Origin of the sequence: Marinobacter shengliensis, from assembly GCF_003007715.1 — a bacterium.
In the GTDB taxonomy this organism is placed as follows: Bacteria; Pseudomonadota; Gammaproteobacteria; order Pseudomonadales; family Oleiphilaceae; genus Marinobacter; species Marinobacter shengliensis.
Window position 1 is genome coordinate 379,759 of sequence record NZ_PXNO01000027.1, and the last position, 26,913, is coordinate 406,671.

19 protein-coding genes are annotated in these 26,913 nt (G+C 57.6%); 12 read left to right on the forward strand and 7 right to left on the reverse strand.

Annotation, left to right across the window (positions count from 1 at the left end; translation table 11 throughout):
* The first annotated feature begins 832 nt into the window (after positions 1 to 832).
* The 6 genes from tig (at position 833) to C7H10_RS14955 (ending at position 9,396) form a co-directional block, all read left to right on the forward strand.
* Positions 833 to 2,137, forward strand: coding sequence for a trigger factor (gene tig / locus C7H10_RS14930; protein WP_061330964.1), 1,305 nt, complete (start codon positions 833 to 835; stop codon positions 2,135 to 2,137).
* Positions 2,138 to 2,301: 164 nt separating this feature from the next.
* A complete protein-coding gene (clpP, locus tag C7H10_RS14935) occupies positions 2,302 to 2,937 on the forward strand; it encodes an ATP-dependent Clp endopeptidase proteolytic subunit ClpP (RefSeq protein WP_058090435.1) in 636 nt (211 codons plus the stop codon).
* A gap of 76 nt (positions 2,938 to 3,013) precedes the next feature.
* Positions 3,014 to 4,297 (forward strand): ATP-dependent Clp protease ATP-binding subunit ClpX, encoded by a 1,284-nt coding sequence (gene clpX / locus C7H10_RS14940; protein WP_106695492.1) that lies wholly within the window; start codon positions 3,014 to 3,016, stop codon positions 4,295 to 4,297.
* A 172-nt stretch (positions 4,298 to 4,469) separates the two neighbouring features.
* Complete coding sequence (gene lon / locus C7H10_RS14945) at positions 4,470 to 6,887, forward strand: endopeptidase La (protein ID WP_106695493.1); 2,418 nt, start codon at positions 4,470 to 4,472, stop codon at positions 6,885 to 6,887.
* Between the two features lie 237 nt (positions 6,888 to 7,124).
* On the forward strand, positions 7,125 to 7,397 hold the full coding sequence (locus C7H10_RS14950) for an HU family DNA-binding protein (RefSeq protein ID WP_008174603.1): 273 nt from the start codon (positions 7,125 to 7,127) through the stop codon (positions 7,395 to 7,397).
* Positions 7,398 to 7,542: 145 nt separating this feature from the next.
* Complete coding sequence (locus tag C7H10_RS14955; protein ID WP_106695494.1) at positions 7,543 to 9,396, forward strand: SurA N-terminal domain-containing protein; 1,854 nt, start codon at positions 7,543 to 7,545, stop codon at positions 9,394 to 9,396.
* 71 nt (positions 9,397 to 9,467) lie between these two features.
* Here the strand turns inward: C7H10_RS14955 and C7H10_RS14960 are convergent, their stop codons facing one another.
* The 4 genes from C7H10_RS14960 to C7H10_RS14975 form a co-directional block, all read right to left on the reverse strand.
* Complete coding sequence (locus C7H10_RS14960) at positions 9,468 to 9,896, reverse strand: early set domain-containing protein (RefSeq protein ID WP_061331164.1); 429 nt, start codon at positions 9,894 to 9,896, stop codon at positions 9,468 to 9,470.
* A 61-nt stretch (positions 9,897 to 9,957) separates the two neighbouring features.
* The gene (gene pulA, locus C7H10_RS14965; RefSeq protein ID WP_106695495.1) at positions 9,958 to 13,116 is read right to left on the reverse strand and encodes a pullulanase-type alpha-1,6-glucosidase; all 3,159 of its coding nucleotides are present in this window, start codon (positions 13,114 to 13,116) and stop codon (positions 9,958 to 9,960) included.
* A 224-nt stretch (positions 13,117 to 13,340) separates the two neighbouring features.
* Positions 13,341 to 14,666, reverse strand: a complete 1,326-nt coding sequence (gene lamB, locus C7H10_RS14970) for a maltoporin LamB (RefSeq protein WP_106695496.1) — start codon at positions 14,664 to 14,666, stop codon at positions 13,341 to 13,343.
* Positions 14,667 to 14,934: 268 nt separating this feature from the next.
* Entirely contained in the window at positions 14,935 to 15,807 is an 873-nt protein-coding gene (locus C7H10_RS14975; RefSeq protein WP_058089493.1) for a MurR/RpiR family transcriptional regulator, read from the reverse strand.
* Between the two features lie 204 nt (positions 15,808 to 16,011).
* Between C7H10_RS14975 and zwf the strand changes: the two genes are divergently transcribed.
* The 3 genes from zwf to C7H10_RS14990 are packed head-to-tail and all read left to right on the forward strand — an operon-like array spanning position 16,012 to position 18,896.
* Positions 16,012 to 17,487: a glucose-6-phosphate dehydrogenase gene (gene zwf / locus C7H10_RS14980; RefSeq protein WP_106695497.1), complete on the forward strand. Its 1,476-nt coding sequence runs from the start codon at positions 16,012 to 16,014 to the stop codon at positions 17,485 to 17,487.
* Positions 17,480 to 18,193, forward strand: a complete 714-nt coding sequence (pgl, locus tag C7H10_RS14985; protein WP_106696012.1) for a 6-phosphogluconolactonase — start codon at positions 17,480 to 17,482, stop codon at positions 18,191 to 18,193. The genes zwf and pgl overlap by 8 nt, the downstream gene beginning before the upstream one ends.
* A 52-nt stretch (positions 18,194 to 18,245) precedes the next feature.
* Positions 18,246 to 18,896, forward strand: a complete 651-nt coding sequence (locus C7H10_RS14990; protein ID WP_106695498.1) for a bifunctional 4-hydroxy-2-oxoglutarate aldolase/2-dehydro-3-deoxy-phosphogluconate aldolase — start codon at positions 18,246 to 18,248, stop codon at positions 18,894 to 18,896.
* Between the two features lie 81 nt (positions 18,897 to 18,977).
* Here C7H10_RS14990 and pyk read toward each other — a convergent pair whose 3' ends face one another.
* Positions 18,978 to 20,426 (reverse strand): pyruvate kinase, encoded by a 1,449-nt coding sequence (gene pyk / locus C7H10_RS14995; RefSeq protein ID WP_106695499.1) that lies wholly within the window; start codon positions 20,424 to 20,426, stop codon positions 18,978 to 18,980.
* Between the two features lie 22 nt (positions 20,427 to 20,448).
* Entirely contained in the window at positions 20,449 to 21,453 is a 1,005-nt protein-coding gene (gene gap, locus C7H10_RS15000) for a type I glyceraldehyde-3-phosphate dehydrogenase (protein WP_106695500.1), read from the reverse strand.
* A 198-nt stretch (positions 21,454 to 21,651) separates the two neighbouring features.
* On the opposite strand from gap, the gene edd reads away from it, so the two are divergent.
* The 3 genes from edd (at position 21,652) to C7H10_RS15015 (ending at position 25,092) form a co-directional block, all read left to right on the forward strand.
* Positions 21,652 to 23,472 carry a phosphogluconate dehydratase gene (edd, locus tag C7H10_RS15005; protein WP_106695501.1) on the forward strand — a complete coding sequence of 607 codons (1,821 nt, stop codon included), beginning with the start codon at positions 21,652 to 21,654 and terminating at the stop codon, positions 23,470 to 23,472.
* Positions 23,469 to 24,434 (forward strand): glucokinase, encoded by a 966-nt coding sequence (locus tag C7H10_RS15010; protein ID WP_106695502.1) that lies wholly within the window; start codon positions 23,469 to 23,471, stop codon positions 24,432 to 24,434. The genes edd and C7H10_RS15010 overlap by 4 nt, the downstream gene beginning before the upstream one ends.
* 61 nt (positions 24,435 to 24,495) lie before the next feature.
* Positions 24,496 to 25,092, forward strand: a complete 597-nt coding sequence (locus C7H10_RS15015) for a uracil-DNA glycosylase family protein (protein ID WP_106695503.1) — start codon at positions 24,496 to 24,498, stop codon at positions 25,090 to 25,092.
* Here the strand turns inward: C7H10_RS15015 and C7H10_RS15020 are convergent.
* Complete coding sequence (locus C7H10_RS15020; protein ID WP_146136823.1) at positions 25,089 to 26,840, reverse strand: ABC transporter substrate-binding protein; 1,752 nt, start codon at positions 26,838 to 26,840, stop codon at positions 25,089 to 25,091. The genes C7H10_RS15015 and C7H10_RS15020 overlap by 4 nt on opposite strands.
* Positions 26,841 to 26,913: the final 73 nt, after the last annotated feature.

The following is a 26,913-nucleotide window of genomic DNA, read 5'->3' on the forward strand; positions in this document are numbered from 1 at the left end:
TTCCTTTTATAATAAAAAGAATTGCTTAGAGAGTTGCACGACAGATTATCTATCCATCGTGTTGAAAACGGTTATACAGCTCATCATCCGAAGGGGCATATCCATTACAGTCTTGCGTATCTGGCTTTCGGAACTTGCGCCCATTACGCGGCTTTGCTTGCGTGCCTCGTCATCTGACATACCCTGCTGAGCCTGTACGGTGATAGATACGGGAATACTGATGTTAGTACCGACCATCAGCTTACGGGTGACTTTGCTACTGACCACCTCTGGGGCCCCGCAGACCAGTGCACCTTTAACCGCATCCGGGGCTCTCTGTGATCTAACGCCCCACTCGTTAGCAGAGGTGCTACCGTCTTGATTGACCCTACCCCCGAAAATAGCCACGATTTGACGTATATGTGGCCACGATTTGACGCATATAAAGGAAGGAGGAATAGCAGCTAAACAGGGTGCCTGAAGGGTGTCAAAGTTGTGCCAGAATGACACAAAAATGTAAATTTTTAGTTTGAAGTAATCCTGTAATATGCTGATTTACAAGGGGTTTATAAGGGTGTGTCTCTTTTGGGTTCCAGCGGGGCAACCCGTGAGAGTTCGAGTCTCTCCTCTCGCACCACCCTTTCTTTTTTCAGTAATGCCCCCATTTTTATCTATGTCGGTTGTGGCGCTGGTCTCAAAGCGATATTCAGCCTTACCGGGTGATTCTCTCGGTGGGGTAAACCGTGATAAACTACCGGCTTTTAATTTTGCGTCCCTTTCGGGCTTGTCGCTTTGAACAGGGTTTTGTCTTAATTTTCATTCACCTACAGAATCTGTAATTTGAGGAACTTCCATGCAAGTGTCTGTTGAAACGACCTCTAACATCGAGCGTCGCATGACGATTGGTGTGCCCGCCCAGGAAATCGATCAGGCGGTTCAGAAACGCCTGCAGGAAACTGCCCGTTCCGTGCGCCTGAACGGTTTCCGTCCTGGCAAGGTGCCCATGAGCGTGGTCAAGCGTCGTTTCGGTGACAGCGTTCGCCAGGAAGTGGTTGGCGAGGCCATGCGCGACCATTACATCAAGGCACTGCAGGAGCAGGATATCAACCCGGCTGGCTGGCCGAAGTTTGAACCGAAAACCATGGAAGAGGGCAAAGACCTCGAGTTCGTGGCCATCTTCGAAGTGCTGCCTGAAATCGAGCTGGGCGACCTGTCCAAGGTTGAGGTAGAGAAGCCGGTTGCTGAAGTGACCGACAAAGACATCGATACCATGATTGACAACCTGCGTCGTCAGCAGGCCACCATGAAAGAAGTCAAGCGCAAGTCCAAGAACAAAGATGTTCTGACCATCGACTTCAAAGGCTTCATCGAAGGTGAAGAGTTTGAAGGCGGCGCCGCTGAAGGCCATCGTCTGACTCTGGGTTCTGGTCAGATGATCCCGGGCTTCGAAAAGGCCATTGTTGGTGGTAAGGCCGGTGAAGATCTGGAAATCGAAGTGGAGTTCCCCGAGGACTACCACAACGAAGACCTGGCTGGTAAGCCTGCCAAGTTCGATATCAAGATCCACAAGGTAGAAGAGCCGCAGCTGCCGGAACTGGACCAGGAGTTCTTCAAGAAGTTCGGTATTGAAGCCGAAGACGAAGCGACCTTCCGTGAAGAAGTGAAGAAAAACATGGAGCGCGAGCTCAAGCAGGCGGTGTCCAACAAGGTCAAGAACGACGTTGTTGACGGACTGCTGGAAACCACCGAGCTGGAGATTCCGGCTGCCCTGGTGGATCAGGAAATTGATCGCCTGCGCCAGGATGCCGTTCAGCGTTTCGGTGGCCAGGTTGACTTCCAGCAGCTGCCCAAGGAAATCTTCGAAGAGCAGGCCAAGCGCCGCGTGAAGACTGGTTTGTTGTTCCAGGAAGTGGTCAAGAAGAACGACCTGAAGGCCGAGCCGGCCCAGGTGGATGAAAAGATCCAGGAGATCGCATCTACGTATGAACAGCCTGAAGAGGTTGTTGCGCACTTCACCAACAACCCGGACCAGAAAGCTCAGATCGAGTCATCTGTTCTGGAAGATGCCGTGGTGGACTATGTGCTTGGTCAGGCCAAAGTGAAAGAGAAGAAAATGAAGTACGAAGAAGCGGTTCAGGCCGGTCAGCCCCAGCGCTGATGGCCCCGGGCCTGGCCCGGAGTCGCTTTCTGGAAACAGCCGGCGTGTCCGGCTGTTTTCATCTGGGCTCACTGGTGGCAGAGTATAAGGGTATCCTGACGATCACTTCCGGATATCCTGCCACAGGAGTCCATGCCCATTGTCCATAAGGAGTTCAGGCGCACATGACGCAGAAACCGTTTGATGGCCCTACAATGATAACCAACGCCGGTCTGGTGCCGATCGTAATTGAACAGACGGCACGCGGAGAGCGTTCCTTTGATATCTATTCCCGGCTGCTCAAGGAACGGGTGATTTTTCTGGTTGGCCCGGTCGAAGACCACATGGCAAACCTGGTCGTTGCTCAGCTGCTGTTCCTGGAATCCGAAAATCCGGACAAGGACATCCACCTTTATATCAACAGCCCAGGCGGCTCTGTGACTGCTGGTATGTCCATCTACGACACCATGCAGTTTGTAAAGCCGGATGTTGCCACCTTGTGTATCGGCCAGGCGGCCAGCATGGGCGCCTTCCTGCTGTCAGGGGGCACCAAGGGTAAACGGGCGTGCCTGCCGAATTCCCGGGTGATGATTCATCAGCCGCTGGGTGGTTACCAGGGGCAGGCGACGGATATCGAGATTCATACTCGCGAAATCCTGAAGATTCGCCATACCCTCAACACCTTGCTGGCGGAGCACACCGGCCAGGATCTCGAGACCATCGCGCGCGACACTGACCGCGACAATTTCATGGATCCGCAGCAGGCGAAAGAGTACGGGTTGATCGATACAATACTTGATAAGCGCGTACCGAATAAATAATACTGAAAGTCATCGCATCATCCCTGGTCGGCGTATTGTTTGATTGCGCCGACCAACGAAGAACAGAGGTATTTCAATGGCAGATGAAAGAAACGGCAGAGGCGACGATAACGGCAAGTTGCTGTACTGCTCGTTTTGTGGAAAGAGCCAGCATGAAGTCCGTAAGCTCATTGCAGGGCCCTCGGTGTTCATCTGCGACGAGTGCGTTGACCTGTGCAACGACATTATTCGCGAAGAGATTCAGGAAAACGCCCAGGAAGAGGCCAGCGATCGTCTTCCCACGCCGGCGGAAATCCGCGAGACCCTGAACGAATATGTGATTGGCCAGGATCGCGCCAAAGTTGTGTTGTCTGTCGCGGTTTACAACCACTACAAGCGTCTGCGCTATGGCGAAGGCAAAAGCGACGTTGAACTGGGTAAGAGTAACATCCTGCTGATCGGTCCGACCGGGAGTGGCAAGACCCTGCTGGCTGAGACGCTGGCCCGGATGCTGAATGTGCCGTTCACCATTGCAGACGCCACCACGCTCACCGAAGCCGGCTATGTGGGTGAAGATGTCGAGAACATCATCCAGAAGCTGCTGCAGAAGTGTGACTACGATGTAGAAAAGGCGCAGCGCGGCATTGTCTATATCGACGAAATCGACAAAATTTCCCGTAAATCCGATAACCCCTCCATCACCCGTGATGTGTCGGGTGAGGGTGTGCAGCAAGCGCTCCTGAAACTGATCGAGGGTACGGTCGCGTCGGTTCCGCCCCAGGGTGGTCGCAAGCATCCGCAGCAGGAGTTTCTGCAGGTAGACACCACCAACATGCTGTTTATTTGCGGTGGCGCTTTTGCCGGCCTGGAGAAAGTGATCCAGGAGCGTTCGGAGCGCAGTTCCATAGGCTTTTCCGCAACGGTGAAGAGCCAGGACGACAGCAAGAATACCGGTGACATCATCCGTGATGTCGAAACCGAGGATCTTGTGAAATTTGGCCTGATTCCGGAGTTTGTTGGCCGTTTGCCGGTGGTTGCTACGCTGACTGAGCTGGATGAAGAAGCCCTGGTGCAGATCCTCACCGAGCCCAAGAACGCGCTGACCAAGCAGTACCAGAAACTGTTTGATATGGAAGGCGTGGAGCTGGACTTCCGGGAAGACGCACTGCGTGCCGTGGCGCGCAAGGCGATGGAGCGTAAAACCGGCGCCCGGGGCCTCCGTTCAATCATGGAAGCCACACTGCTGGATACCATGTACCAGATTCCATCTGAACATGACGTCTCCAAGGTGGTGATTGATGCCAGCGTCATCAGCGGTGACTCCGAGCCGTTCAAGATCTACGCAAGCAGCGACCATGCCAAGGCGGTACCCGAGGACTGACTGAGTTCTGAGGTCATTTGGCAGTGCATTGAAAAGGGGCGACTATCGCCCCTTTTTCATGACGCTGAATGCTGTTCCTGCCCATCGGTTCCTTTCGTAAAAAGATTGCAATTTTCGCCGCCGCCCCAATGATGGGTGATATGCTGAATAAAATGCTGTCAGAGGATTCCCTATGACCCGTATATCTGAAGAAACCGTGCAAGACTACCCGTTACTCCCGCTGCGGGACGTGGTGGTGTTTCCGCACATGGTGGTCCCGTTGTTTGTGGGCCGGGAGAAGTCCATCCAGGCACTGGAAGCCGCGATGGAGGGCAGCAAGGAAATCCTTCTGGTCGCCCAGAAAGACGCCTCAACCGATGAGCCTGGTGCCGTGGATGTCTTCTCCATGGGTACTCTGGCCACCGTACTGCAGATGCTTCGTCTGCCGGATGGTACCGTCAAGGTGCTGGTTGAGGGCAATGCCAGGGCCAGCATTACCGATATTTCCGAGGGTGATTTCCTGTCAGGACAGGCCATTCTGATGGAAGAAGAGTCTTTACCTGAGCGCGAAGAGGATGTGCTCACCAAGACTCTGATGGACGAGTTTGAAAAGTATGTGAAGCTGTCCAAGAAGGTGCCGTCAGAGGTTTCCAATGCCTTGACGGGGATTCAGGAGCTGGAGCGCCTGGTGGATACCATGGCGGCCCATCTTGAAATGCGTATTCCCGAGAAGCAGGAACTGCTGGAGGCGCTGGACGTTCGCAAGCGTGTTGACCTGCTGCTGGGCAAGCTGGACGGTGAGATCGACCTGATTGAGGTGGAAAAGCGCATTCGCGGACGCGTCAAGAAACAGATGGAGCGGAGCCAGCGCGAGTATTACCTGAACGAGCAGATGAAGGCCATCCAGAAAGAGATGGGCAATCTGGGCGAAGGCAATAACGACTTCGAAGAGCTTGAGCAGAAGCTCGAGGAAGCGGGCCTGCCGGAAGAGGCGCGCAAGAAAACCGAAACAGAACTCAACAAACTGAAGATGATGTCGCCCATGTCAGCGGAAGCCACCGTTGTGCGGGGTTACATCGACTGGATGCTGGCGGTGCCCTGGAAAAAACGCAGCCGCGTGCGTCACGATCTGGAGAAGGCCCGTGAGATCCTGGATAAGGACCACTACGGCCTGGATGAGGTGAAGAAGCGCATCCTTGAGTACCTGGCAGTGCAAAGCCGTGTGAAGAAGGTCAAGGGGCCTGTGCTTTGCCTGGTTGGGCCTCCCGGCGTAGGCAAGACGTCGCTTGGGCAGTCCATCGCTAAGGCGACCAACCGCAAGTATACCCGGATGGCCCTGGGCGGCGTTCGGGACGAAGCAGAGATTCGCGGCCACCGGAAAACCTACATCGGCGCGTTGCCAGGCAAGCTTTTGCAGAAGCTGTCGAAGGTTGGCGTGAAGAACCCGCTGTTCCTGTTCGATGAAATCGACAAGATGGGCATGGACCACCGGGGTGATCCGGCGTCTGCCCTGCTTGAGGTGCTGGACCCTGAACAGAACCACACCTTTAACGATCACTACCTGGAGGTGGATTACGACCTCTCTGACGTGATGTTCGTGTGTACTTCCAACTCCATGGATATTCCGCCGGCCCTGCTGGACCGGATGGAGATCATCCGGATTCCGGGCTACACCGAGGAAGAGAAGGTCAATATCGCTCTGCGCTACCTGTTGCCCAAGCAGATCAAGGCGAACGGTTTGCGCAAGGACGAACTGAAGATTCCCGAACAGACACTGCGTGACCTGATCCGCTACTACACTCGTGAGGCGGGTGTGCGGGGCCTGGAGCGGGAAATCGCCAAGATCTGCCGGAAAGTGGTCAGGGAGCACGTAGAGGCCAACGACAAGGCCTCTGTGACCCTCTCGCCCGAGATGCTGGAGGACTACTCCGGCGTCAAGAAATTCAAGTATGGTCTGGCGGAAGAGAAGAACGAGATTGGTCAGGTGACCGGGCTTGCCTGGACCCAGGTGGGTGGCGAGTTGTTGACCATCGAATGTGCTCTGACCCCAGGTAAAGGTCGAGTGGTCAAGACCGGTTCATTGGGGGACGTCATGCAGGAGTCGATTCAGACGGCCCTGACGGTGGTTCGCAGCCGGGCTTCTGGCCTTGGCATTGCCGATGACTTCCACGAAAAGCACGATCTCCACGTGCATGTACCTGAGGGTGCAACGCCAAAAGATGGCCCCAGTGCCGGTATTGGCATGTGCACAGCGCTGGTGTCTGCACTGACCAAAATTCCGGTCCGGGCCGAGGTGGCCATGACCGGTGAGATTACCCTTCGGGGTAAAGTTCTGGCGATTGGCGGGCTCAAGGAGAAGCTGCTGGCAGCCCATCGGGGTGGCATCAAGACCGTCATTATTCCCGATGAAAATGTCAGGGATCTCAAAGAGATACCGGACAATATAAAAGACTCTCTTGAGATTCGTCCGGTGAAGTGGATTGACGAGGTTCTGGACATTGCACTGGCTTACCAGCCGGAACCGCGCACCGCCGATTCGGCAAAAGAGGGCGCCTCGTCGAAAGCCGGAGATGACGCCGGCGATGCTGCCGAGCGCATAAATACACATTAAACCCCCGATGAGTTGTTGACATGCCTGAGAGCCCGTTGGTATAACTGTTTCGCCGTGAAGCAGCCAATACCAAGGGCTCCCGCGCAGTAAGTGCCTATTCCGAACACCGGTGTACTACCGAAAGGAATAAGAAAACTGAAGAATGGAATTCTCCGACCGCATATGCGATAGTCGGGAACGTCCTCGAAAAACAAACCGACCTATAACATCTTCAACCTGAAATCGAAGGGGTTTAGTGTGAACAAGTCCGAACTTATCGATGCAATTGCAGAGTCCGCAGATATCTCCAAAGCTGCAGCTGGCCGTGCGCTGGATGCCATGACCAACTCCATCACTGGAGCACTGAAGAAAGGCGATCAGGTTACCCTGATCGGCTTCGGTACCTTTTCTGTGAAAGAGCGCGCCGCCCGTACTGGCCGCAACCCGCAGACTGGCGCTGAAATCAAGATTCCGGCCTCTAAAGTGCCTGGATTCAAAGCAGGCAAGGCCCTGAAAGACGCCGTTAAGTAAAGGCTCTTTCTTTGGCAGCTTTCGCTTGCGAAAGCTGCCGCAAGAATTCAAGGCGCATTCCGGACAGGGTGCGCCTTTTTACGTTAAAGTGCAGCCGCCTCACCAATAACACCAGCACGACCTTGAACAGGGATTCAGGAACAACATGCTTCAAGATATTCGGGATAACGCCCAGGGTACTATTGCAAAGGTTATTATCGGCCTTCTGATCATTTCTCTGTCAATCTGGGGGATGGACGCCATTGTTGGCGGTTTTTCCGGTGAGCCGGAAGTGGCCACTGTTAACGGAGACTCCATCACCGAGCGGGAGTTTTTGCGCACCGTGCAGCTGGAAACACAGCAGCGGCTCATGCAGATGGACAGCCCGGATCCCTCCATGCTGGATGAAGATCAGATCCGTCGGGATGTGCTGGAATCCCTGATCCAGGAGCGGGTGCTGACCCTCGACGCCCAGGCTCAGGGACTGGAGCTGTCGGATGCCGACATCGATGCGCTGATTACCCAGATGCCCCAGTTCCAGGTAGACGGTCAGTTTAACCGTGACCGGTTTGTGGCGACTGTGCGCAATGTTGGCATGGGCGTGGGTGAATTCCGCGAGAACATGCGGAAGAACTACGTGGTCAACCAGATTCGTGCGTCCATCGCGCAGACCGGTATTGTGACCAGTGAAAACGCCGCACAACTGTTGCGTATCCAGAATCAGACCCGCGATTTCCGTGTGCTGACCGTCAACGCAGACTCCCTGTCTGAGCAGATTACGGTAACCGAGGAAGAGATTCAGGCGTTTTACGACGACAACGCCGATCAGTTCCGTGAGCCCGAGCAGGTTAACGCGGCTTACATTACGCTGTCGTTGGGCGCCCTGGCGGATGCGATCGAAATCTCCGAGGAAGACCTGCGGGCCTTTTACGATGAGCAGGCCGAAGAATACGCCCGTGAGGAGCGGCGCGCTGCCCATATCCTGATTGAAGACGGTAGCGACGCTGAAGCCACCATCGCGTCCATTCAGGAGCGTTTGGAGGCAGGTGAATCGTTCGCGGACCTGGCCGAGGAATTTTCCGCTGATACGGTTTCCGCCCGTGACGGTGGTGACCTGGGTTATGCCGGCCGTGGTGTCTACGATGAGGCCTTCGAGAACGCGCTCTTTGCCCTGGAAGACGGTGAAGTGTCCGGCCCTGTTGAAACCAGCTTTGGTATTCACCTGATCCGACTGGAGGGCGTGCGTCGTTCCGATGTGCCGTCGTTTGAGTCGTTGCGGGACGAGCTGCGTGATGAACTGGCTCGTAGCCGTGCCAGCGAGCGTTTTGCTGAAGTGCGTGCCCAGTTGGCGGACGCAGCCTACGCGGCGGACGATCTGGCGGGCCCTGCCGCAGAGCTTGGTCTGGACGTGCGGGAAGTGGACGGGGTAACCCGGGAGGGTGGAGCCGCGCCTTTCGATCACGCCGGGCTGGTGCGTCAGCTGTTTTCCGATGACGTACTGCAGGCCGGTTTCAATACCGAACTGATCGATGTTGGTGACAATGCGTCTGTGGTGGCTCGCGTCCGCGAATATTTCGAGCCTCGTCAGCGTGAGCTGGCCGATGTTCGTGACGACATTGCCGCCATGTTGGAAGCGCGCAAGACCCGGCAGGTGCTTGAGGCGAGAGTGGATGAGCTGATGGCTGCCCTGGAGGCGGGAGACGATCCCGAATCGCTGAATGCCGGTGACTGGCAGCGTTTCGAGAACCAGGGGCGAGACGGTGCTAACCTGAGCCGATTTGTGGTTCAGCGTGCCTTTGCCATGCCACGCCCGGACGAAGGTAATCCTTCCATGGCCAAAGCCGTTGGCCAGCGTGAAGCAGCGATCATTCTGGTTGATGCCGTAAACGAAGGTGCGGTGGATACAGATGGCGCTGAATACCAGCAGTTGCGTCAATTCCTGACCCAGCTCGAGGGCCAGCGTGAGTACATGGCTTATCAGCAATACCTGAGAAACACCGCGGAGGTCGACAGGGATTGATTCCCGGGTGCGATCAAGAGTGATTAAAAAAGGGTGCCCATCAGGCACCCTTTTTTTTACGTGTTAGGGAATCAGTTGGCTTTTTTGATGTACACCGTGGGAGTCTCACCGGTGACGTCGAAATAAAAGCCGTATACCGCCGATTCCGGTGGCGTGAAACGGAAGTTCTCAAACACGGCTGAACAGTTCGCTCGAACCGGCGTGTTGAGCGTTACTTCCTTGTCGTCTTTCTCGGACAGGTAACCGCAGTTGGTCCCATTGCTCCAGTTGGCATCGCCAAACTTGAATTCATAGGGTTGGCCGTCAGCCTTTAATTCGATTTCCGTTCGGTAGACGCCGGTGTCGACCTTCTTGACCTTGTATTCGGGCAGGGCATCCCACCAGGCAAACTGCCCGCGCAGATACAGTGACTGGCTATAGTCACGTTCACCACCGGTGGTGGCACAACCGGTCATGGCAAGCACAGAGACCAGTGCCAGATTGCCAAGTACTTTTTTCATGTTGTTCTCCTTGTTATCAATGGTCACAGCCGGCATGGCCGGCTGTGTTGAGGCCCGCCGGTCAGCGGGCAAATACCGCAACCGAGAGCCCGGGCACCAGGAACTCGCCAGCGTCGGCAGCCGCAGACTGGGCAGGGGAGGTATCGGCCCTGACGGAGAAATCCCCGTCCAGGGTGTGGTTCAGCGTCTGTGTGGTGTTGCTGGCGTTGATCACCACCACAATCTCGTTATTGGCAGGGTCCAGCTCCGGCAAACCGGCGGTACCGTCATCCAGCAGGCTGAACGCGATCAGCCCCGGAGTTTGCTGCGAGCCGGTGTTGAGGAAGCTGAGGCGGCTCTTGATGTCCTCCGCGGTCTGCAGCCGGAACAGTGGGCTTTCCTTGCGCACCCTTAGCAGCTCCAGCACCTGATCCCTGGTGTAGCTGATCGTCGCCGGAGTGGGGTTGGCGTGACTGCCAGCGGAGGTGATGACCTCGGTGATCAGGTCCCAGTTAGAGCCATCCTTGTCCTGGCGGGGCAGGCCGCGATTCCAGGCGGAGGCCTGGAAGCTGAAATCCACCTCGTTGTACCAGTCCCCGGAATCATAGCTGTCCCGTTCCATGGATTTGGAACGCAGTAGCTCGGAGCCCATATGCAGGAACGGGATGCCCTGACTGAGAATCGGAACGGCCAGGGCAACAACCTGCATCTGCGCCCGCTCCAGGGTGCTGGCGGCGTAGTCGGTTTTGTACTGGTTGTTGTCCCAGAGAGTCTGGTTGTCGTGCTTGGAAACGTAATTGATGATTTCCTGGGGATCTGCCGTGTAACCGGCGGCCTGCCCGTTGTAGTCAATTTCGGCCGCGGTTTTCAGCTCGTCTGTGGCGGTCTCAAACGGGTAGTCTGCCAGGCTGCCGGCGATGCCCACACGAATCCAGTCACTGATCTGCAGTAACCGGTTTCTTTCATCCTCGCTGCCTGTGTTCCGATCGTTGGGGTAGGTGAACAGGCCGTTGGCAAACCCCTGATTGGCCCGAATGGCATCACCCCCATCGAAGGGCCCACCGCCACGTACGGCATCTCGCAGGCGATCGTTGAAGGAGCCAATACCGGTTCCGGCCATGTTGGTCTGGATGGCGTTAATGCCTCTGGCGTTGTTGGCCACCTCGCCGAAGTTCCAGGCTTCACCGTAGAAATAGGTGTCCGGATCGACCGCCTGCACCGCCGCCAGGGCCTTTTCCATATTGCTCAGCATGTGGTGGCCCATCAGATCAAACCGGAACCCGGATATTTTGTAGTGCCGGGCCCAGGTGACCAGGGAATCCACCATCAGCTTTTCCATCATGGTGTGCTCAGAGGCGGTATTCTCACAGCAGGTGGACTGCTCGACGGCTCCGGTTTCCGGGTTCAGGCGGTGGTAATAGCCGGGTACCAGCTTGTCCAGAACCGAGTTGTCGGCAAGACCGGACGAATTGGTGTGGTTGTAGACCACATCCAGAACCACGTTCAGGCCCAAGTCGGAGGCTGCCATCACCAGTTCCCGGAACTCGGTGATGCGTTGAGGGCCCTGGGCTTCTGTGGCATAGCTGCCTTCCGGCACGGTGAAGTGAACCGGGTCATAGCCCCAGTTGAAGCTGTCCAGGTCGCGGAACGTGTTATACAGCGCCTGGGCGTGACCGGTGAGTGGGTCAAACCCTTCCAGAACCTGGCGAATCGTTTGCCCGCTTGCACAGTATTCAGAAAACTCGCTGGCGGCTGCTTCAGAAAGCTCACACAGCCGGTTGAAATCGTCTTGAATATCGACCACCTGATTCGGGTTCTCATTCACGGTGGCGATATCAAAGGCAGGCAATAGGTGCAGGTGAGTTACACCAGCCTCGGCCAGGGCCCTCAGGTGTGCGACGCTGTCGACACTACCATCAGAAGGGGCTGTAAAGGCTTTGTATTTGCCACGATGGGACGGCTCAACGGTTTCGTCTGTGGCGCTGAAATCGCGAACGTGCACCTCATACACCACGACATCCTCCGGCGCTGACCTCGCTGGAATCGTAAGACTGTCCCATCCGGATGGCTTGTAGTCTTCGCCAAGGTCCACCACCTGGGCGTACTGGCCGTTCGCCGAGAGACTGAGGGCGTAAGGGTCGGATACCAGGGTGGTTTCGATGGCGCCGGTTCTCGGGTGGTAAACGGAGACTTCGTATTGATAATACATCTCCAGCAGGTCGCTGCGGCTTCCTGAATGGCTCCACACCCCGTCGGATTCGATCATCTCGGCCGGATATCCGGGCAGGAGATTTCCGGCTTCATCGAACACATGAAGCTTCAGGTTCTGGGCGGTTGGTGCCCAGACCGAAAAGGTAACGGAGCTTGCGTCGACGATGGCGCCCAGCTCTCCGCTAAAGGCAAACAGATCATCCAGCACCCCGGGGATCTGCACGCCAGTGGCGGTTACCAGCTCGTCGTTACTGTTATAGGCTGCGGCGACCAGTTGGCTTTTTAACGCGGCTTTGATCGTTTCGCTGTCAGCGTTGATCTCGTAGGCCGGCCAATCCACCAGGTGGGGGAACTTGTCTGCACTGGCTTCAGGTAACGTGGTGGGTGTCAGTTCCACTATGTTGCCACCACTCAGGGTGTCGGAGTCGCTGACGTTAATACCGGCATTGTGGTCATAGCGAAGTTCAACCCGTGGCAGATTTCCGGTGTCCCGGAATACCAGGGTGTTGCGATCCACCCAATGGGCACTGGCGCCAGCAATGGTAATACCGTCGGTCTCGATCGGTGTACTGGATAACAGCTGGCTGCCGCTGACGGTGAAAATGCGGTTGCCGAGCGCACCGAAGTGCCAGCGGTGGTCCTGGCCGCCAATATCTTTCTCATCACCCTTGTGGACAATGAAGTTGAGGCAGTCCCCGGCTTCGCGCATGGGTATCCGGTAATAGGCGCCGTAGGTGTCGCTGATGCCGTCGGCCAGTCTTGGGTTGTCCCAGTCGGTCGGCACACCATCGGCCAGGCCGTCACAGCCAGCGCCGGCGTCGTTCCACAGGTGCAGGCCCCAGCCGTCATAGCTGGCATCTGGTCGCTTGTAATAGAGCAGGGCCTCGTTGGCCCCGGGTTCGAGCAGGCCGTCAGCGCCGGTATTTCCGCCGTTGGCCGGAGAGTCGCTGCTACTGCCGGAGTTGCAGCCGGTAAGAGCCAGCGCAAGGGTCAGCACTATGCCACCCGTGAGCCGTTTATGGTCAGGCATTGTCAACATCCTCTTTCCAATTGTTTTTGTTGGTGGAAGATCCGCTCCGGATCTTCCTCATGGTTGCGTGAAGCGTGCACGAGGACATCCCTCCGGGAGCGGATTTTCGGGGCGTAGCCGTACGTGGCAGCGGGGCGTAGATGTCCTTGGGCGAGGAGCAAAAAAAGGGCCGGCAAATGCCGGCCCTGAAGGAGGTCCAAGTAGAGCGTGTGGAGTTTAGAGCCTTACCACCAGGCTTCGATCTGGGCGCCGATCTGAATGTCGCCATCAATACCCTCGCCACCGCGTGCGGCCTCGGCTTCATCCCCAAAGAAGGTAGCGGCGTAGGCGCGGATAACGGGGCGCGCCCAGTAGCCAGGGCCGGCCTGCCATTGCTGGGCGATGGCCACTTTCCCGAGATCCTGGGATTCGGTGAACCAGGGGCGGTCGGTATCGCTGTAGCCGATCTCAATCGCGGTACTCATTACGGTTGACCAGTTGTAGATCGGTCGGGCGATGATGCTCAGGCGCTCACCATCACGGGCGCCGGCATCATGGGGTTTGGCTTTCTCATAGACAACGGAATGGCCCAGGTCCCAGTTATTGCCCAATTTGATCACGCCGTGGTTGAGCACGCGCCAGCTGGACTCGAAGTAGCCGGCAACGTTGCCGTTATCCACTCGCCCGCCACTGCTGCCTTCGGCATTGGCGAAGCCCATGGAATCAGCACCATACTGCACGGCGAACTTGTTGAAGCCACCCATAACACCTGAAGACAGTTCGGCGGTGAGAAAGTAGCCGTTCTCGTCTTCAATGCCGGCGTCTTTCTGCTGGTCGGTCAGGTCCGCCATGGCGTAGATACCGATCAGCTCGAGGGTGTGGCCGCCGGCAACGGGGAAGGCATAGCGAACGTCAACTTTGTTGTTCTGCACCAGGCCATCACCGTCGCTGGTGTCGGCATTGGTATAGGCAACGGACAGGTGGCCGGCGCCAGCCTTGATGTTCTCGATACCCGCGCCGTAGCCGGAGTTGTTGACGTAGAAGAGATCCATCTGGTGGATGTCTTTACGCTGATAGAAGCGTTTGCCGGCCCAGAGGGTGGCGCCGGGCAACGACTCGACGACGTTTTTGGCAGACACATAAAGCTGTCTCAGGGCAATCTCACCGCCGCCGAAGGGGTCTGCGTTGTTGCGGGTGACTTCTTCGTTGGCGAAGTCGATACCGCTGATGTTGTTACCGCCATTCAGTGCCTGGTAATCGTTGCCCTGGGGCTCAGCGCTGTAGGCAAGCATGGAATCAATGCGGAAGGTTTTGCCGTCCTGGCTGAACAGCTCGTCGCCCAGTGACAGCTCGGCATAGGTGTCGCATTCGTCAGCCAAGCGGCCTACATAATGACCGCTGGCGCCATTGCCGAAACAGGTTTGTTCGCCGCCGCTGCCGATATTGGTGGAGGCTCCGGCCCGGGCATAGCCGTGGAAGTCCACCGCGATGGCCGGTGTTGCCATGACCGCTGCGGTGATGGCAGCTGCCAGTGGGAGCTTGCTAGCGAAGAGAGGCTTTTTATTGTGCATCGTTTGAGTCCTGTGTTTTTGTCATTCTTGCATGTCAGGGAAGCGGAATTTCCGGTTCCTAGGTCCCGGTCAGGCTTCCGGTTCCCTTGATTGCAGCTTCTGCCAATCAGACATTGGGAAACCGGATTTCATGGTTCCTCAAGCCGCGTGTTTGTGCATCCTCCGAGTCGGGGAATTTGGGGGGTGAGTTTCAGGGGGGAGGAGGGGCGTAGATGGCTGCGCCCCTGCCGGAGGATGTCTGCATGGTGCAGTCGAGTACTATGGGTGACTACTCCAGCGGATAGCGGGTAGCCTTGAGGCTTTCCTTTATCTTCTTGAGATGGCTCAGGAAATCCTTTCCGCGCTTGAGTGTCACGCCGGTTGCGAGAATGTCGATCACGGTCAGGTGGATGATGCGGGAGGACATCGGCATATAGACTTCGGTGTCCTCCGGAGCGGTTACGCCAAGCACCGCTGTACAGCATTCAGCCAGCGGAGATTCCGGATTTGTGATGCCAATCACGGTGGCACCATTGGCACGTGCCACCTTGGCAATCTCAACGGCCTCTTTGGTTCTGCCGGTGTAGGAGATTAAGACGATGACATCGCCTACCTGGGCACCGGCGGCGACCATGCGTTGCATCAGGGCGTCGTCGTAAGAGGTGACCGGGATATTGAAACGAAAAAATTTGTGTTGCGCATCCAGAGCAACGGAGGCTGAACCACCCATGCCGAAGAAGTTGATCTGTTTGGCCTGAATCAGGTAGTCAATGACGGTGCCCAGGGCTTTGGGGTCCAGGGACTGACGGGCTTTGTCCAGGCTGGCGATGGTGCTGAGCATGATCTTGTCTGCGAACTCTGCCACGGTGTCGTCTGGCTCAACATTCTGGCCGACGTACGGGGTGCCGGTGGCGATGCTCTGAGCGAGGCGGATTTTGAAGTCGGGGAACCCAGTGGCGGAGAACCCCCGGCAAAAACGATTCACCGTGGGTTCACTGACATCGGCAGCGCGGGCGAGGGCAGCTATGCTGTAACGAGTGGCTGCGCTGGGATCACGAAGGATGGCTTCCGCGACCTTGCGTTCAGATTTGTTCAGGCTGTCGAGCCGGGACTGAATGTCTTCCAGCAGATTGTCGTCACGGTGCGCATGGTTTGCGGCCATGTTTGGGTACTCCCTCGGGGTGAGCCATCGTTGTCGGAAATTGTAGTGATTATACCGTGTTTATGAACTTTTTGGTGTAGTAAAAATATCAACTAATGAAAAATACCCTTGGAAAATGCCGGTCAAGCTGTCATTATTTTTATAAAATTACTACATAATGCCTTTTAGGCGACTGGTGTCGCTGTCAACTGAGAGAAGGAACCGATGGTCAACCGTACCGCTACCCGTTGTGACCTAATGCTATTCGGGGCGCTGGGGGATCTTGCCCAGCGCAAACTCTTCCCGGCCTTGTATCAACTTGAACGGGCGGGCTTGCTGGCGCCTGGCAGTCGCGTACTTGCCGTTGCGCGAACCGAGGCCAGCACGGACAAGGTGAAAGAACAGCTGCTGGAGAAACTGAAAAAGCACGTGAAGTCCGAGGAGTTTGACCCGGATATCGCGCAGGCTTTTCTCCAGCGAGTGGAATACCAGCGTCTCGACTTCAGTGACCCGGAGGGCTACCAGGCGCTTCGGGACTGGCGGGACGAGCCGGATAACCAGTTGATTGTCTACATGGCAACTCCGCCATCAATGTACGGGGTGATTGCCCGCAATCTGGAGGCAACCCGTTGCTGCAATGAGCGGACGAGAGTCGTGGTTGAAAAGCCCATTGGCCACGACCTGGAAACCTCCAGGGTGATCAATGACGAATTGGGGCAGGTATACAACGAGAATCAGATCTTCCGGATTGACCACTATCTGGGTAAGGAAACCGTTCAGAACCTGATTGCCCTGCGCTTTGCCAACAACCTCTTTGCTTCCCAGTGGGATCAGAACCACATTTCCCACGTGGAAATTACGGTTGCGGAAAGCGTGGGTATCGAGGGGCGGTGGGGTTATTTTGACAAGGCCGGCCAGATTCGGGACATGATCCAGAATCACCTGCTGCAGTTACTTTGCCTGATTGCGATGGATCCGCCGGCGGATCTGTCCGCGGACAGCATTCGCGACGAGAAAGTGAAGGTGCTCAAGGCGCTCAAGCAGATTACCCCGGAATTGATGGGCAGCCACGTGGTTCGTGGCCAGTACACCGCAGGCACCAGTGGCGGCCAGCCGGTACCGGGTTACCTGGAAGAAGAGGGGGCTAACAAGGGCAGCGAGACGGAAACCTTTGTGGCCTTGAAGGCGGAGATCGACAACTGGCGCTGGTCTGGCGTGCCGTTCTATATCCGTACCGGCAAGCGGCTGCCGGAAAAGCTGTCCCAGATTATTATCCACTTCAAGCCGGCGCCCCATTACATCTTTGATCCAGACCAGAAGCATCTGGCCAATAACAAACTCATTATCCGCCTGCAGCCCGATGAGGGCATGTCCCTGAAGATTCTCACCAAGGACCAGGGGCTGGATAAAGGTATGCGCCTTCGCCAGGGGCCGTTGGAACTGACGTTCTCGGAGACATTCGAAACCGACCGAATTCCTGATGCCTATGAACGTTTGCTGTGGGAAGTGATGAAGGGGAATCAGTACCTGTTTGTACGTCGTGATGAGGTTGAGTACGCCTGGCGCTGGGTGGATCAGGTTATTGCAAACTGGCATGACAGCGGCGAACCACCAAAGCGCTATGCCGCAGGAACATGGGGGCCGGTGGCATCCATCGCCATGATTACCCGGGATGGGAGAAGCTGGTATGAAGATGCCTGATATTCGCCTGCCGGATGGTGTGGTTTTGGAGGCGGGGGAAGATCCTCAACAGGTGGCTGAAGCCCTTGCCGCTGATGTCGCCCGTTTTCTGGTGCAGCGTCTGGAGAGAGCTGACAGGGCGAGCCTGGTGGTTTCCGGTGGGTCCACGCCTTTGCCGTTTTTTAAGGCACTTTCACAGGTGGATCTGGATTGGTCACGGGTGGATGTGCTCCTGGCCGATGAGCGTTGGGTGCCCGAGGGAGATCCGGCCAGCAATACCACCCTGGTGCGCGAGAATCTGCTGCAGAACAAGGCTTCTGATGCCAGCTTTCTCTCGCTGAAACAGGTTGGTGCAACGCCTGAGGAGGGTTTGCCACGGGTTCGCTCTGCACTTGCCGGGCTAAAGCTGCCGCTGGATGTGTTGATCCTGGGTATGGGGAATGATGGTCATACCGCGTCTCTGTTCCCGGATGCGCCGGAGTTGCCAGAGGCCATGGACCCGGAGTCCAGGGATCTGGTCCTGGCAATGAACCCGCTGTCCCAGGCCCAGCAGCGCATTACCTTGACGCGTCCGGTGTTGGCCGGTGCCAGGTATACCGCCCTGCACCTGAAGGGGGATGACAAGCTGGACACCCTGACCGCAGCCATGGCCAGGCCAGAGGCCATTATGGCCATGCCGGTCAGGGCATTTCTCAAGCCGGGACTGAAGGTGTTCTGGAGTCCGTGATGACGAGGCAGTAAGAAACAAAGCGGTCAGTAACTGCATGCAGGAGACATAGATGACACAACTTTCCGATTATCACAGAGACCGTGTTCAGGCTGTACTTAGTGCCTCGCCGCTGGTGCCGGTAATCGCCATCAACGAACTGGAAGATGCCATTCCCTTGTGTCGTGCGCTGGTGGATGGCGGTATCAGGGTGCTGGAAATTACGCTGAGAACTGAACATGGGGTGCGGGCGATTGAGCAGGTTCGAAAAGCCATTCCCGAGGCGTGGGTTGGCGCGGGTACGGTAACCAGTATTGCCCAGTACCGGCAAGTGGAGGCTGCGGGCGCCCAGTTCGTGATTACACCGGGCGTTACCGAGGCGATCCTGGAGTTTGCATTAACCTCCGAGGCGCCATTGTTACCGGGTATTGCCACGGTTTCCGAGCTGATGTTGGGTTACTCGTTGGGTTACCGCGAATTCAAGTTCTTTCCGGCCGAGGTGTCGGGCGGGATGCCGGCGCTGAAGGCATTTCGGGGCCCTTTCCCGGACGTGACCTTTTGCCCGACTGGCGGGATTAACCAGGATACCGCGCGGGACTACCTCGCGCTGCCCAATGTGGCGGCCGTGGGTGGTTCCTGGTTGACGCCGGCAGAGGCTATCCAGCGCCGGGAGTGGAAGGTGATCACCGAAGTGGCGCGGGCCAGTCTTGATCGGCTAAAGTGATGTTGCTCGCCCACAGGCATGAAAAAGCCCACTTTCAGGAGTGGGCTTTTTGCTATCAAGCTGCGTTGCTCGGGCCCGACGTCAGCGAATGTCGGCTCCAACACGGACAATCTTCATGGTGTTGGTGCCTCCCTGGGCGTTGACGTAATCACCCTTGGTAATCACTACCAGGTCGTCTTCCTTCACCACGCCCCTGCGTTTGAGTTCGGCAACGGCATTGGCATTGGTTTGCTCGTTGGCAATCTTGGCGGAATCAAAAGGCACGGTTTGCACCCCGCGGAACAGGGCAACGCGGTGTTGTGTGGAGTGATGCCGTGAGAAAGCAAATATCGGCAGGCTGGACTTGATGCGGGACATCAGTCTGGGAGTGGCGCCGGTTTCGGTCATGCAGATGATGGCGCGAACGCCCTCCAGATGGTTGGCGGCATACATGGCCGAAAGGGCGATGGCCTCATCAACCCGCTCCATGCTCTCGTGGATCCGGTGCTTGGACTGATGCATGGAAGGGTGGCGTTCCGCCCCAAGGCAGATGCGCACCATGGCTTCAACGGCCTCCGTGGGGTAGTCGCCCACGGCCGTTTCCGCCGACAGCATCACTGCATCGGTGTAGTCCATCACGGCGTTTGCCACATCCGACACTTCTGCCCGGGTTGGCATGGGATTGGTGATCATCGATTCCATCATCTGGGTGGCCGTGATCACCGCCCGGTTCAATACCCGCGCTCGGGAGATGATGTGTTTCTGAACACCAACCAGCTCGGCATCGCCGATTTCCACCGCCAGATCACCCCGGGCAACCATGACAGCGTCGGACGCCAGAATAACGGCATCCAGTGCCGCTTCATCATGGGCCAGTTCGGCCCGCTCGATCTTGGCTACCAGCCCGGCATTTGAGCCGGCGTCTTGCAGCAGTTTCCGGGCGATGTGCATATCATCGGCCGTTCGAACGAAAGAGACGGCGACATAGTCCGCGCCCAGGCGGGCCGCGGTGACGATATCCTGTTTGTCCTTGTCGGTGAGGGCTTCGGCAGACAGGCCGCCTCCCCGTTTGTTCAGGCCCTTGTTGTTGGAAAGCGGGCCACCAATCAGAACCCGGGATGTGATGCTGTGGCCATCCACGCTCTGGACTTCCATTTCGATGCGGCCATCATCCAGGACCAGAATGTCCCCCGGTTCTACATCTTCGATCAGTTGCTCGTAATCGATGCCAACCCGCTCATTGGTGCCGGCTGCTTTGTCCATGGTGGCATCCAGGACGAAGGTCTGGCCGGCCACCAGAGTCACTTTGTTCTCGGCAAACCTTGCTATTCGCAGTTTCGGGCCCTGCAAGTCGGCCAGCAAGGCGACGAAGCGCCCCTGGGCTGCGGCTGTTTCTCTTACCCGCCGGGCCCGGGCGATATGCTCATCAGCACTGCCATGAGAAAAGTTAAGCCGGGTGGCGTCTACCCCGGCTGCAATAATGGCGGCCAGGGCTTCCGGGGTATCGGTAGCGGGGCCGAGTGTGGCGACAATTTTGGTGCGCCTGAGCATGATGTGGATCCTTTATTGGGTGTTACTGAGCGGCTTTCATAAGCTCGATGGCGTTGTCGAGCATGCGGTTTGAAAAGCCCCATTCATTGTCATACCAGGCCATGACTTTTACATGACGGCCGATAACCCGGGTATGATTTGCGTCAAACACGCTGGACAGGGCGTTGTGACTGAAGTCGATACTGACCAGCTTTTCGGTATTGTAGCCGAGTATCGGGCTGTGCTGCGCGGCTTCGCGGACGGCTTCATTGATCTCGGCTACGCTGGTATTACGGTTGGCAATAAATCCAAAATCCACCAGCGACACATTGATGGTTGGAACCCGGACGGCCAGGCCGTCGAGTTTTCCGTCCAGGTCCGGGATAACTTTGCCGATGGCAGCGGCAGCACCGGTCTTGGTGGGGATTATTGATTGGGTGGCAGACCGGGCCCGGTACAGGTCAGAGTGGTAAACGTCGCTCAGTTTCTGGTCGTTGGTGTAGGAGTGGATGGTGGTCATCAGGCCACTCTCGATGCCCACGGTCTTGTGCAGGGCAGCGACCACCGGTGCCAGGCAATTGGTGGTGCAGGAGGCGTTGGAAATGATCTCGTGCCTGGCAGTCAGTTCCCGGTGATTAACGCCATAGACAACGGTGGCATCGGCGTCTGCGGATGGGGCGGAGATAATCACCTTCCGGGCGCCGGCGTTGAGGTGTGCGGCGGCTTTGTCCCGCTGGGTAAACAGCCCGGTACACTCGAACACCACATCCACGTGATAGTCTTTCCAGGGCAGATCTTCCGGGTTACGGATGGCGGTAATGGCGATACGGTCGCCGTTGACGGTCAGCGATTCTGCGTCGTGACTGACGACGCCGTCAAAGCGACCATGAACGCTGTCATACTTCAACAGGTGGGCGTTGGTTTCGGCATCACCGAGGTCGTTGATGGCGACCACCTGGAGTTGCTTGCGGTAGTCATTTTCGTAAAGTGCGCGCAGTACATTGCGGCCGATGCGGCCAAAACCGTTGATGGCAATGCGGATGGTCATGACTCGACTCCTGTATTGGCTGTTTTTTGTTCGATTACGGTTTGCGATGTAGTAAATATAACAACAAAAAAACGAAAAATGAACGTTTGATGGGTTCAAAGAGTAAAATAAATAGGTAAAATTACATTCACAAAGACGATAGTCATAACAAACGGATTGCGGTGCCCCATCACTGCAAAAGCCCACTTGGAGTTCGCCATGCACCCCATCGTAGACAAGGTCACCCAGCGCATCATCGAGCGCAGCCGCGCCACCCGCCAGGACTATCTGCAGCGGATGGCCGCGCTCAAGGCCCAATCGCCCCACCGCAGCACACTCTCCTGCGGGAACCTGGCCCATGGTTTTGCTGCGTGCAGCCAGGCCGACAAAGACACCCTGAAGTTTATGAACAAGGCCAACGTGGCCATCGTTTCGGCCTATAACGACATGCTTTCGGCCCATCAGCCCTATGAAAGGTTCCCGGACATCATCCGCGAGGCCGCCCACGGCATGGGCTCTGTAGCGCAGTTTGCTGGCGGCACCCCGGCCATGTGTGATGGTGTTACCCAGGGCCAGCCGGGCATGGAGCTGAGTCTGTTTTCCCGGGATACCATTGCCATGAGCACGGCGGTGGCGCTCAGCCATAACATGTTTGACGCCACCCTGCTGCTGGGCATCTGTGACAAGATCGTACCCGGTTTACTGATTGGGTCGCTGAGCTTCGGCTACCTGCCGACGATTCTCGTGCCTGCAGGCCCAATGCCGTCCGGGCTGCCAAATAAAGAGAAGCAGCGCATCCGCCAGCTGTATGCAGAGGGTAAAATTGGCCGGGATGAGCTTCTGGAAGCGGAAAGCAAGTCCTATCACAGCCCGGGCACCTGCACCTTTTATGGCACCGCCAACAGTAATCAGTTGCTGGTGGAGGTGATGGGGCTGCATCTGCCGGGTTCAGCGTTCGTCAACCCGGGCACGCCGCTGAGGGATTCGCTGACCCGCGCCGCCACCGAACAGGTGATCAAGCTGTCCAGGCCCCACGGTGGAGATCTGGGGCTGGCCGATATGGTGGATGAGAAAGCCATCGTCAACGCGCTGGTGGCCTTGCTGGTGACCGGTGGCTCCACCAATCACACCATTCACTGGATTGCGATCGCCCGCGCCGCCGGCATTATCATTGACTGGAACGACTACTCGGAGCTGTCGTCGGTGGTGCCGTCCATGACCCGCATTTATCCGAACGGGCAGGAAGATATCAACGCCTTCCATGAAGCCGGCGGCACGCCGTTCCTGATTCGGGAACTTCTTGAGGGCGGCTATCTGCATAATGATGTGCAGACTGTCGTGGGGCAGGGTCTGGAGCGCTACACTCAGATGCCTGAAATGGAAGGCGAGCGCCTGGTGTGGAAGCCTGCCGTTGAGAAAAGCCTGGCCCCAGAAGTGCTTAGCAGCGCGGATGAGCCCTTTGCCCCTGATGGTGGCCTGAAAGTGTTGGATGGCAACCTTGGCCGGGGGGTGATCAAGGTATCTGCGGTTGCCCCGGAACATCATGTGATTGAGGCACCCGCCGTCGTGTTCAATGAGCAGAACGAACTGAAGGCTGCGTTTGAGGCCGGCGATCTGGATAAAGACTGTGTTGTTGTGGTGCGCTTCCAGGGCCCGAAAGCCAATGGCATGCCGGAACTTCACAAGCTGACACCTTACCTCGGGGTGCTCCAGGATCGTGGCTTTAAGGTGGCCCTGGTGACCGACGGGCGGATGTCCGGGGCTTCCGGTAAAGTGCCGGCGGCGATTCATGTGTACCCTGAGGCCCTGGATGACGGCCCGCTGGCGCGGGTGCAAAACGGTGATCTCATCCGCCTGGATGCCATTAAAGGTACCTTGAGTATTGAAGTCAGTGGCCAGGAGCTTGCCGTCCGCGAGCCTGAAAAGGCGGACATTAGCGGCTATCATCACGGGTTTGGCAGGGAGCTGTTCGGTTGGCTGCGTCGGTCGGCCAGCAACCCGGAACAGGGGGCGAGTTTTTTCTGGAATCACGAGTCATGACAGACAAGCTGTATTCGCTGGTTGGCGACATCGGGGGTACCAACGCGCGCTTTGCTCTGGTGGCGCAGGGCGATGTGCGACCTCGGGAAATCGAGGTGCTTGCCTGTCGTGACTACGAAAACCTGGACTTTGCCGTGGTGGATTACCTCCAGCGTGTTGGAGTGAAAGGGGTTGGCCAGGCGTGCCTGGCGGTTGCATCTCCGGTCCGTGGTACTCACGTTCGAATGACCAACAATCATTGGCGCTTTGATACCGAAGAGGTTCGCCGGCAGTTTGCCTGGTCGGCGTTCAAGGTCATCAACGACTTTACTGCCATGGCCCTGGGCGTGCCCCATGTGCCGGAAGCCAATCTCGTACACGTCTGCGGTGGCCCGGGCGACCCCCGTCGTCCGCGGCTGGTGATGGGGCCGGGGACGGGCCTTGGCGTGTCGGGTCTTGTGCCCATCCGTAACGGCTGGGTCCCCCTGATGACCGAAGGCGGCCACGTCGACTATGCGCCGACCGATGACCTGGAAATGCAGGTGCTTCAGATACTTCGGGCTCGCTTCGGCCGGGTATCGGTAGAACGCATTCTGTGCGGCCAGGGATTGCTCAACCTTTATCAGGCCCTGGCCGAGATCAGGGACTTGCCGGCGCCACTGGATGCCCCGGAGAAGATCACTGCTGCTGCGGTGGCAAATGAGGATCCGCTGGCCCGGGAAAGTCTCCGGCACTTTTGCGAGATTCTGGGTCGGACCGCTGGTAATGGCGTGCTGACTCTGGGTAGTCTGGGCGGTGTGTATCTGTGTGGCGGCATTCTTCCGCGCATTCTCGATTTCTTTCTGGAGAGTCCGTTCCGGAGCGGTTTTGAGGATAAGGGGAGAATGCGGCCACTGCTGGAATCCACCCCTGTCTACGTCGTGACGGAGCCCTACACCGGTCTGTTGGGTGCGGCTGAAGCTCTGGGTAATCCGGAGGTCTGACTGCCCCGCGCAGAGGCTGTCCGAACGCGCGCCACGTAGACCCAGACCGAGGAAACTGGCCATGCCGGATGAACTGGACCAACTGACGTTCCCCGAGCTTGTCGCCCGTGTTCGCGCCTGCACGCTCTGTGCCGATGTCCTTCCCGAGGGGCCGCGCCCGGTGGTGCAGCTCAGTCAGTCAGCCCGTATCCTGGTCGTTGGCCAGGCGCCCGGGCGCAAAGTCCACAACACCGGCCTGCCGTTCAATGATCCCAGTGGCGACCGGCTGCGTGGCTGGATGGGCATTGATCGTGACACCTTCTATAACGAGCGGGAACTGGCCATCCTGCCCATGGGCTTTTGCTACCCCGGCACCGGAAAATCCGGTGACCTGCCGCCACGTCCTGAATGTGCGGACACCTGGCGGGAAGCCCTGCTGGCACGTTTGCCCAATATCGAGTTGACCCTGTTGATCGGGCAGTATGCCCAGGCATGGCATCTGCCGGATGGCCGCAAGAAGGTCACCGCCAATGTCGAGCATTGGCGGGAATACTGGCCCCGCCAGTTACCCATGCCGCACCCGAGCCCGCGTAACAACCTCTGGCTGCGCCGCAACCCCTGGTTTGAACAGGAGGTGATTCCGCAGTTGCAGGCGCGGGTGAAGGCGCTGCTGCGTTAATTGGCACTCATGCCCCAGGATTCGAGCAGTTCTTCGTAGCGAATCGTTTGCCCGCTGGGTTTCTCGTTGGCCAACGCCGGTTTCGGGGCTCCGGGTTGGGCCAGCCAGTAGTCTGCGCCGCGTAATTCATTGCTATTGGCCATTTTCGGCCCGCATTCGCCCGCCAGAAAGTTGCGCTCAATCACTGCCAGGGCGCGGTCCTGGGCTGCCGCCAGGTTATCCATGGCTTCCTGGGGTGTGCGGTTGCCTGACAGCGCATCGGCAATATTGGGCCACCAGAGTTTTGCCAGCCGCGGGTAGTCCGGTACGTTGATGCCTGTGGGTGACCAGGCATCCCGGGCCGGACTGAGATAGAACTCCACCAGACCACCCAGCATGGGCGCCCGCGCCTGCATTTGCGGAGACTCCAGGTCGGACTGACGGATGGGCGTCAACCCGTGCAGGGTTTTCTGCAGCGACACCGTCCTGGATACCGTGAACTGGGCATACAGCCAGGCGGCCCGCTGGCGGTCGACGCCCATGGCCCGGGGAATCGTCCAGGCACCCACATCCTGATAGCCCAGCTTCATACCATCCCGCCAGTAGGCGCCGCGGGGTGAGGGTGCCATCCGCCATTTCGGCGTGCCGTCCTCGTTCACCACCGGAAGATCCGGGCGGGTCATGTCAGAGGTAAAGGCGGTGTACCAGAAAATCTGTTGGGCGATGTGTCCCTGTGCCGGCACCGGCCCGGCTTCCGAGAAGTTCAGGTCGCGGGCATTCGGGGGTGCGAAACGATCAAGCCAGTCAATGTATTTCTCAAGGGCGTAAACCGCCGCCGGGCTGTTGGTTGCACCGCCGCGCGCCATGGACGAGCCCACCGGGTGACAGCCCTCCATGCGGATGCCCCATTCGTCGACCGGCAGACCGTTCGGGCTGCCCACATCGCCGGCGCCGGCCATCGACAGCCAGGCATCGGTAAAGCGCCAGCCCAGGGACGGGTCGCGCTTGCCATAGTCCATGTGGCCGTAGACCCGCTCGCCGTCGATCTCCTGAACGTGCACTGAGAAAAACTCGGCGATGTCCTCGTAAGCCGACCAGTTCACCGGAACGCCCAGCTCGTACCCGTAGAGCGCCAGAAACTTTGCCCGTAGTTCCGGCCGCTGGAACCAGTCATAACGGAACCAGTACAGATTGGCGAACTGCTGGTCCGGCAGTTGGTAAAGATCGCCGTCCGGGCCAGTAACAAAGTCCAGACCGATAAAATCATCCAGCCCCAGGGTGGGCAGGGTGAAGGCTTTGCCATCGCCCGCCATGAAATCCGTCAAAGACAGTGCCCAGCCGCTGCGGGCGTGGGTGCCGATCATATCCGAGTCATTAACGAACAGGTCATACAGCCCCTTCGCCGCCATGATCCTTTGCAGGTTGATCTGGCGGATCACCTCGCCTTCCGGCTTTCGGTCGTGTGTCACGTTGATGCCGGTCAGGGCAGAGAACGCAGGTGCAAGTACCGTCGCTTCGTAGTCGTGAGTGGGCAGTTGTTCCGACAACGCTGACAGGGACACGCCGTCAAGCGACGCCGCCGCGTGGGCAAACCAGGCCAGCTCCTCAGCCTGGGCCTCTTTGCTCAGCGTCGATTCCGGGAATTGCTCAGCGATCAGGGAGTGAATCAGTGTTTGCTTGCCAGCCGGCAGAGCATCGAAAAGAGGACCGGATGACGCCGGTGAAGCACAGACGATGGCCAAGGCCATCAGCAGCAACCGAGTTTTCATGGCGTTCTCTTGTTTTTGTTGGTTTACGGACAATTTGAATCATAGTGTTCGCTTTTAGTGTTCGTCAACGAAA

What these genes read in the sequence shown, in the direction of transcription:
- C7H10_RS15020 (WP_146136823.1), bottom strand. Translation starts at nt 26,840, where the DNA reads ATGAAAACTCGGTTGCTGCTGATGGCCTTGGCCATCGTCTGTGCTTCA.
- C7H10_RS15010 (WP_106695502.1), top strand. Translation starts at nt 23,469, where the DNA reads ATGACAGACAAGCTGTATTCGCTGGTTGGCGACATCGGGGGTACCAAC.
- pyk (WP_106695499.1), bottom strand. Translation starts at nt 20,426, where the DNA reads ATGCTCAGGCGCACCAAAATTGTCGCCACACTCGGCCCCGCTACCGAT.
- lamB (WP_106695496.1), bottom strand. Translation starts at nt 14,666, where the DNA reads ATGCACAATAAAAAGCCTCTCTTCGCTAGCAAGCTCCCACTGGCAGCT.
- C7H10_RS14955 (WP_106695494.1), top strand. Translation starts at nt 7,543, where the DNA reads ATGCTTCAAGATATTCGGGATAACGCCCAGGGTACTATTGCAAAGGTT.
- edd (WP_106695501.1), top strand. Translation starts at nt 21,652, where the DNA reads ATGCACCCCATCGTAGACAAGGTCACCCAGCGCATCATCGAGCGCAGC.
- C7H10_RS15015 (WP_106695503.1), top strand. Translation starts at nt 24,496, where the DNA reads ATGCCGGATGAACTGGACCAACTGACGTTCCCCGAGCTTGTCGCCCGT.
- C7H10_RS14990 (WP_106695498.1), top strand. Translation starts at nt 18,246, where the DNA reads ATGACACAACTTTCCGATTATCACAGAGACCGTGTTCAGGCTGTACTT.
- tig (WP_061330964.1), top strand. Translation starts at nt 833, where the DNA reads ATGCAAGTGTCTGTTGAAACGACCTCTAACATCGAGCGTCGCATGACG.
- clpP (WP_058090435.1), top strand. Translation starts at nt 2,302, where the DNA reads ATGACGCAGAAACCGTTTGATGGCCCTACAATGATAACCAACGCCGGT.
- C7H10_RS14975 (WP_058089493.1), bottom strand. Translation starts at nt 15,807, where the DNA reads ATGGCCGCAAACCATGCGCACCGTGACGACAATCTGCTGGAAGACATT.
- C7H10_RS14960 (WP_061331164.1), bottom strand. Translation starts at nt 9,896, where the DNA reads ATGAAAAAAGTACTTGGCAATCTGGCACTGGTCTCTGTGCTTGCCATG.
- clpX (WP_106695492.1), top strand. Translation starts at nt 3,014, where the DNA reads ATGGCAGATGAAAGAAACGGCAGAGGCGACGATAACGGCAAGTTGCTG.
- zwf (WP_106695497.1), top strand. Translation starts at nt 16,012, where the DNA reads ATGGTCAACCGTACCGCTACCCGTTGTGACCTAATGCTATTCGGGGCG.
- gap (WP_106695500.1), bottom strand. Translation starts at nt 21,453, where the DNA reads ATGACCATCCGCATTGCCATCAACGGTTTTGGCCGCATCGGCCGCAAT.
- lon (WP_106695493.1), top strand. Translation starts at nt 4,470, where the DNA reads ATGACCCGTATATCTGAAGAAACCGTGCAAGACTACCCGTTACTCCCG.
- pulA (WP_106695495.1), bottom strand. Translation starts at nt 13,116, where the DNA reads ATGCCTGACCATAAACGGCTCACGGGTGGCATAGTGCTGACCCTTGCG.
- pgl (WP_106696012.1), top strand. Translation starts at nt 17,480, where the DNA reads ATGCCTGATATTCGCCTGCCGGATGGTGTGGTTTTGGAGGCGGGGGAA.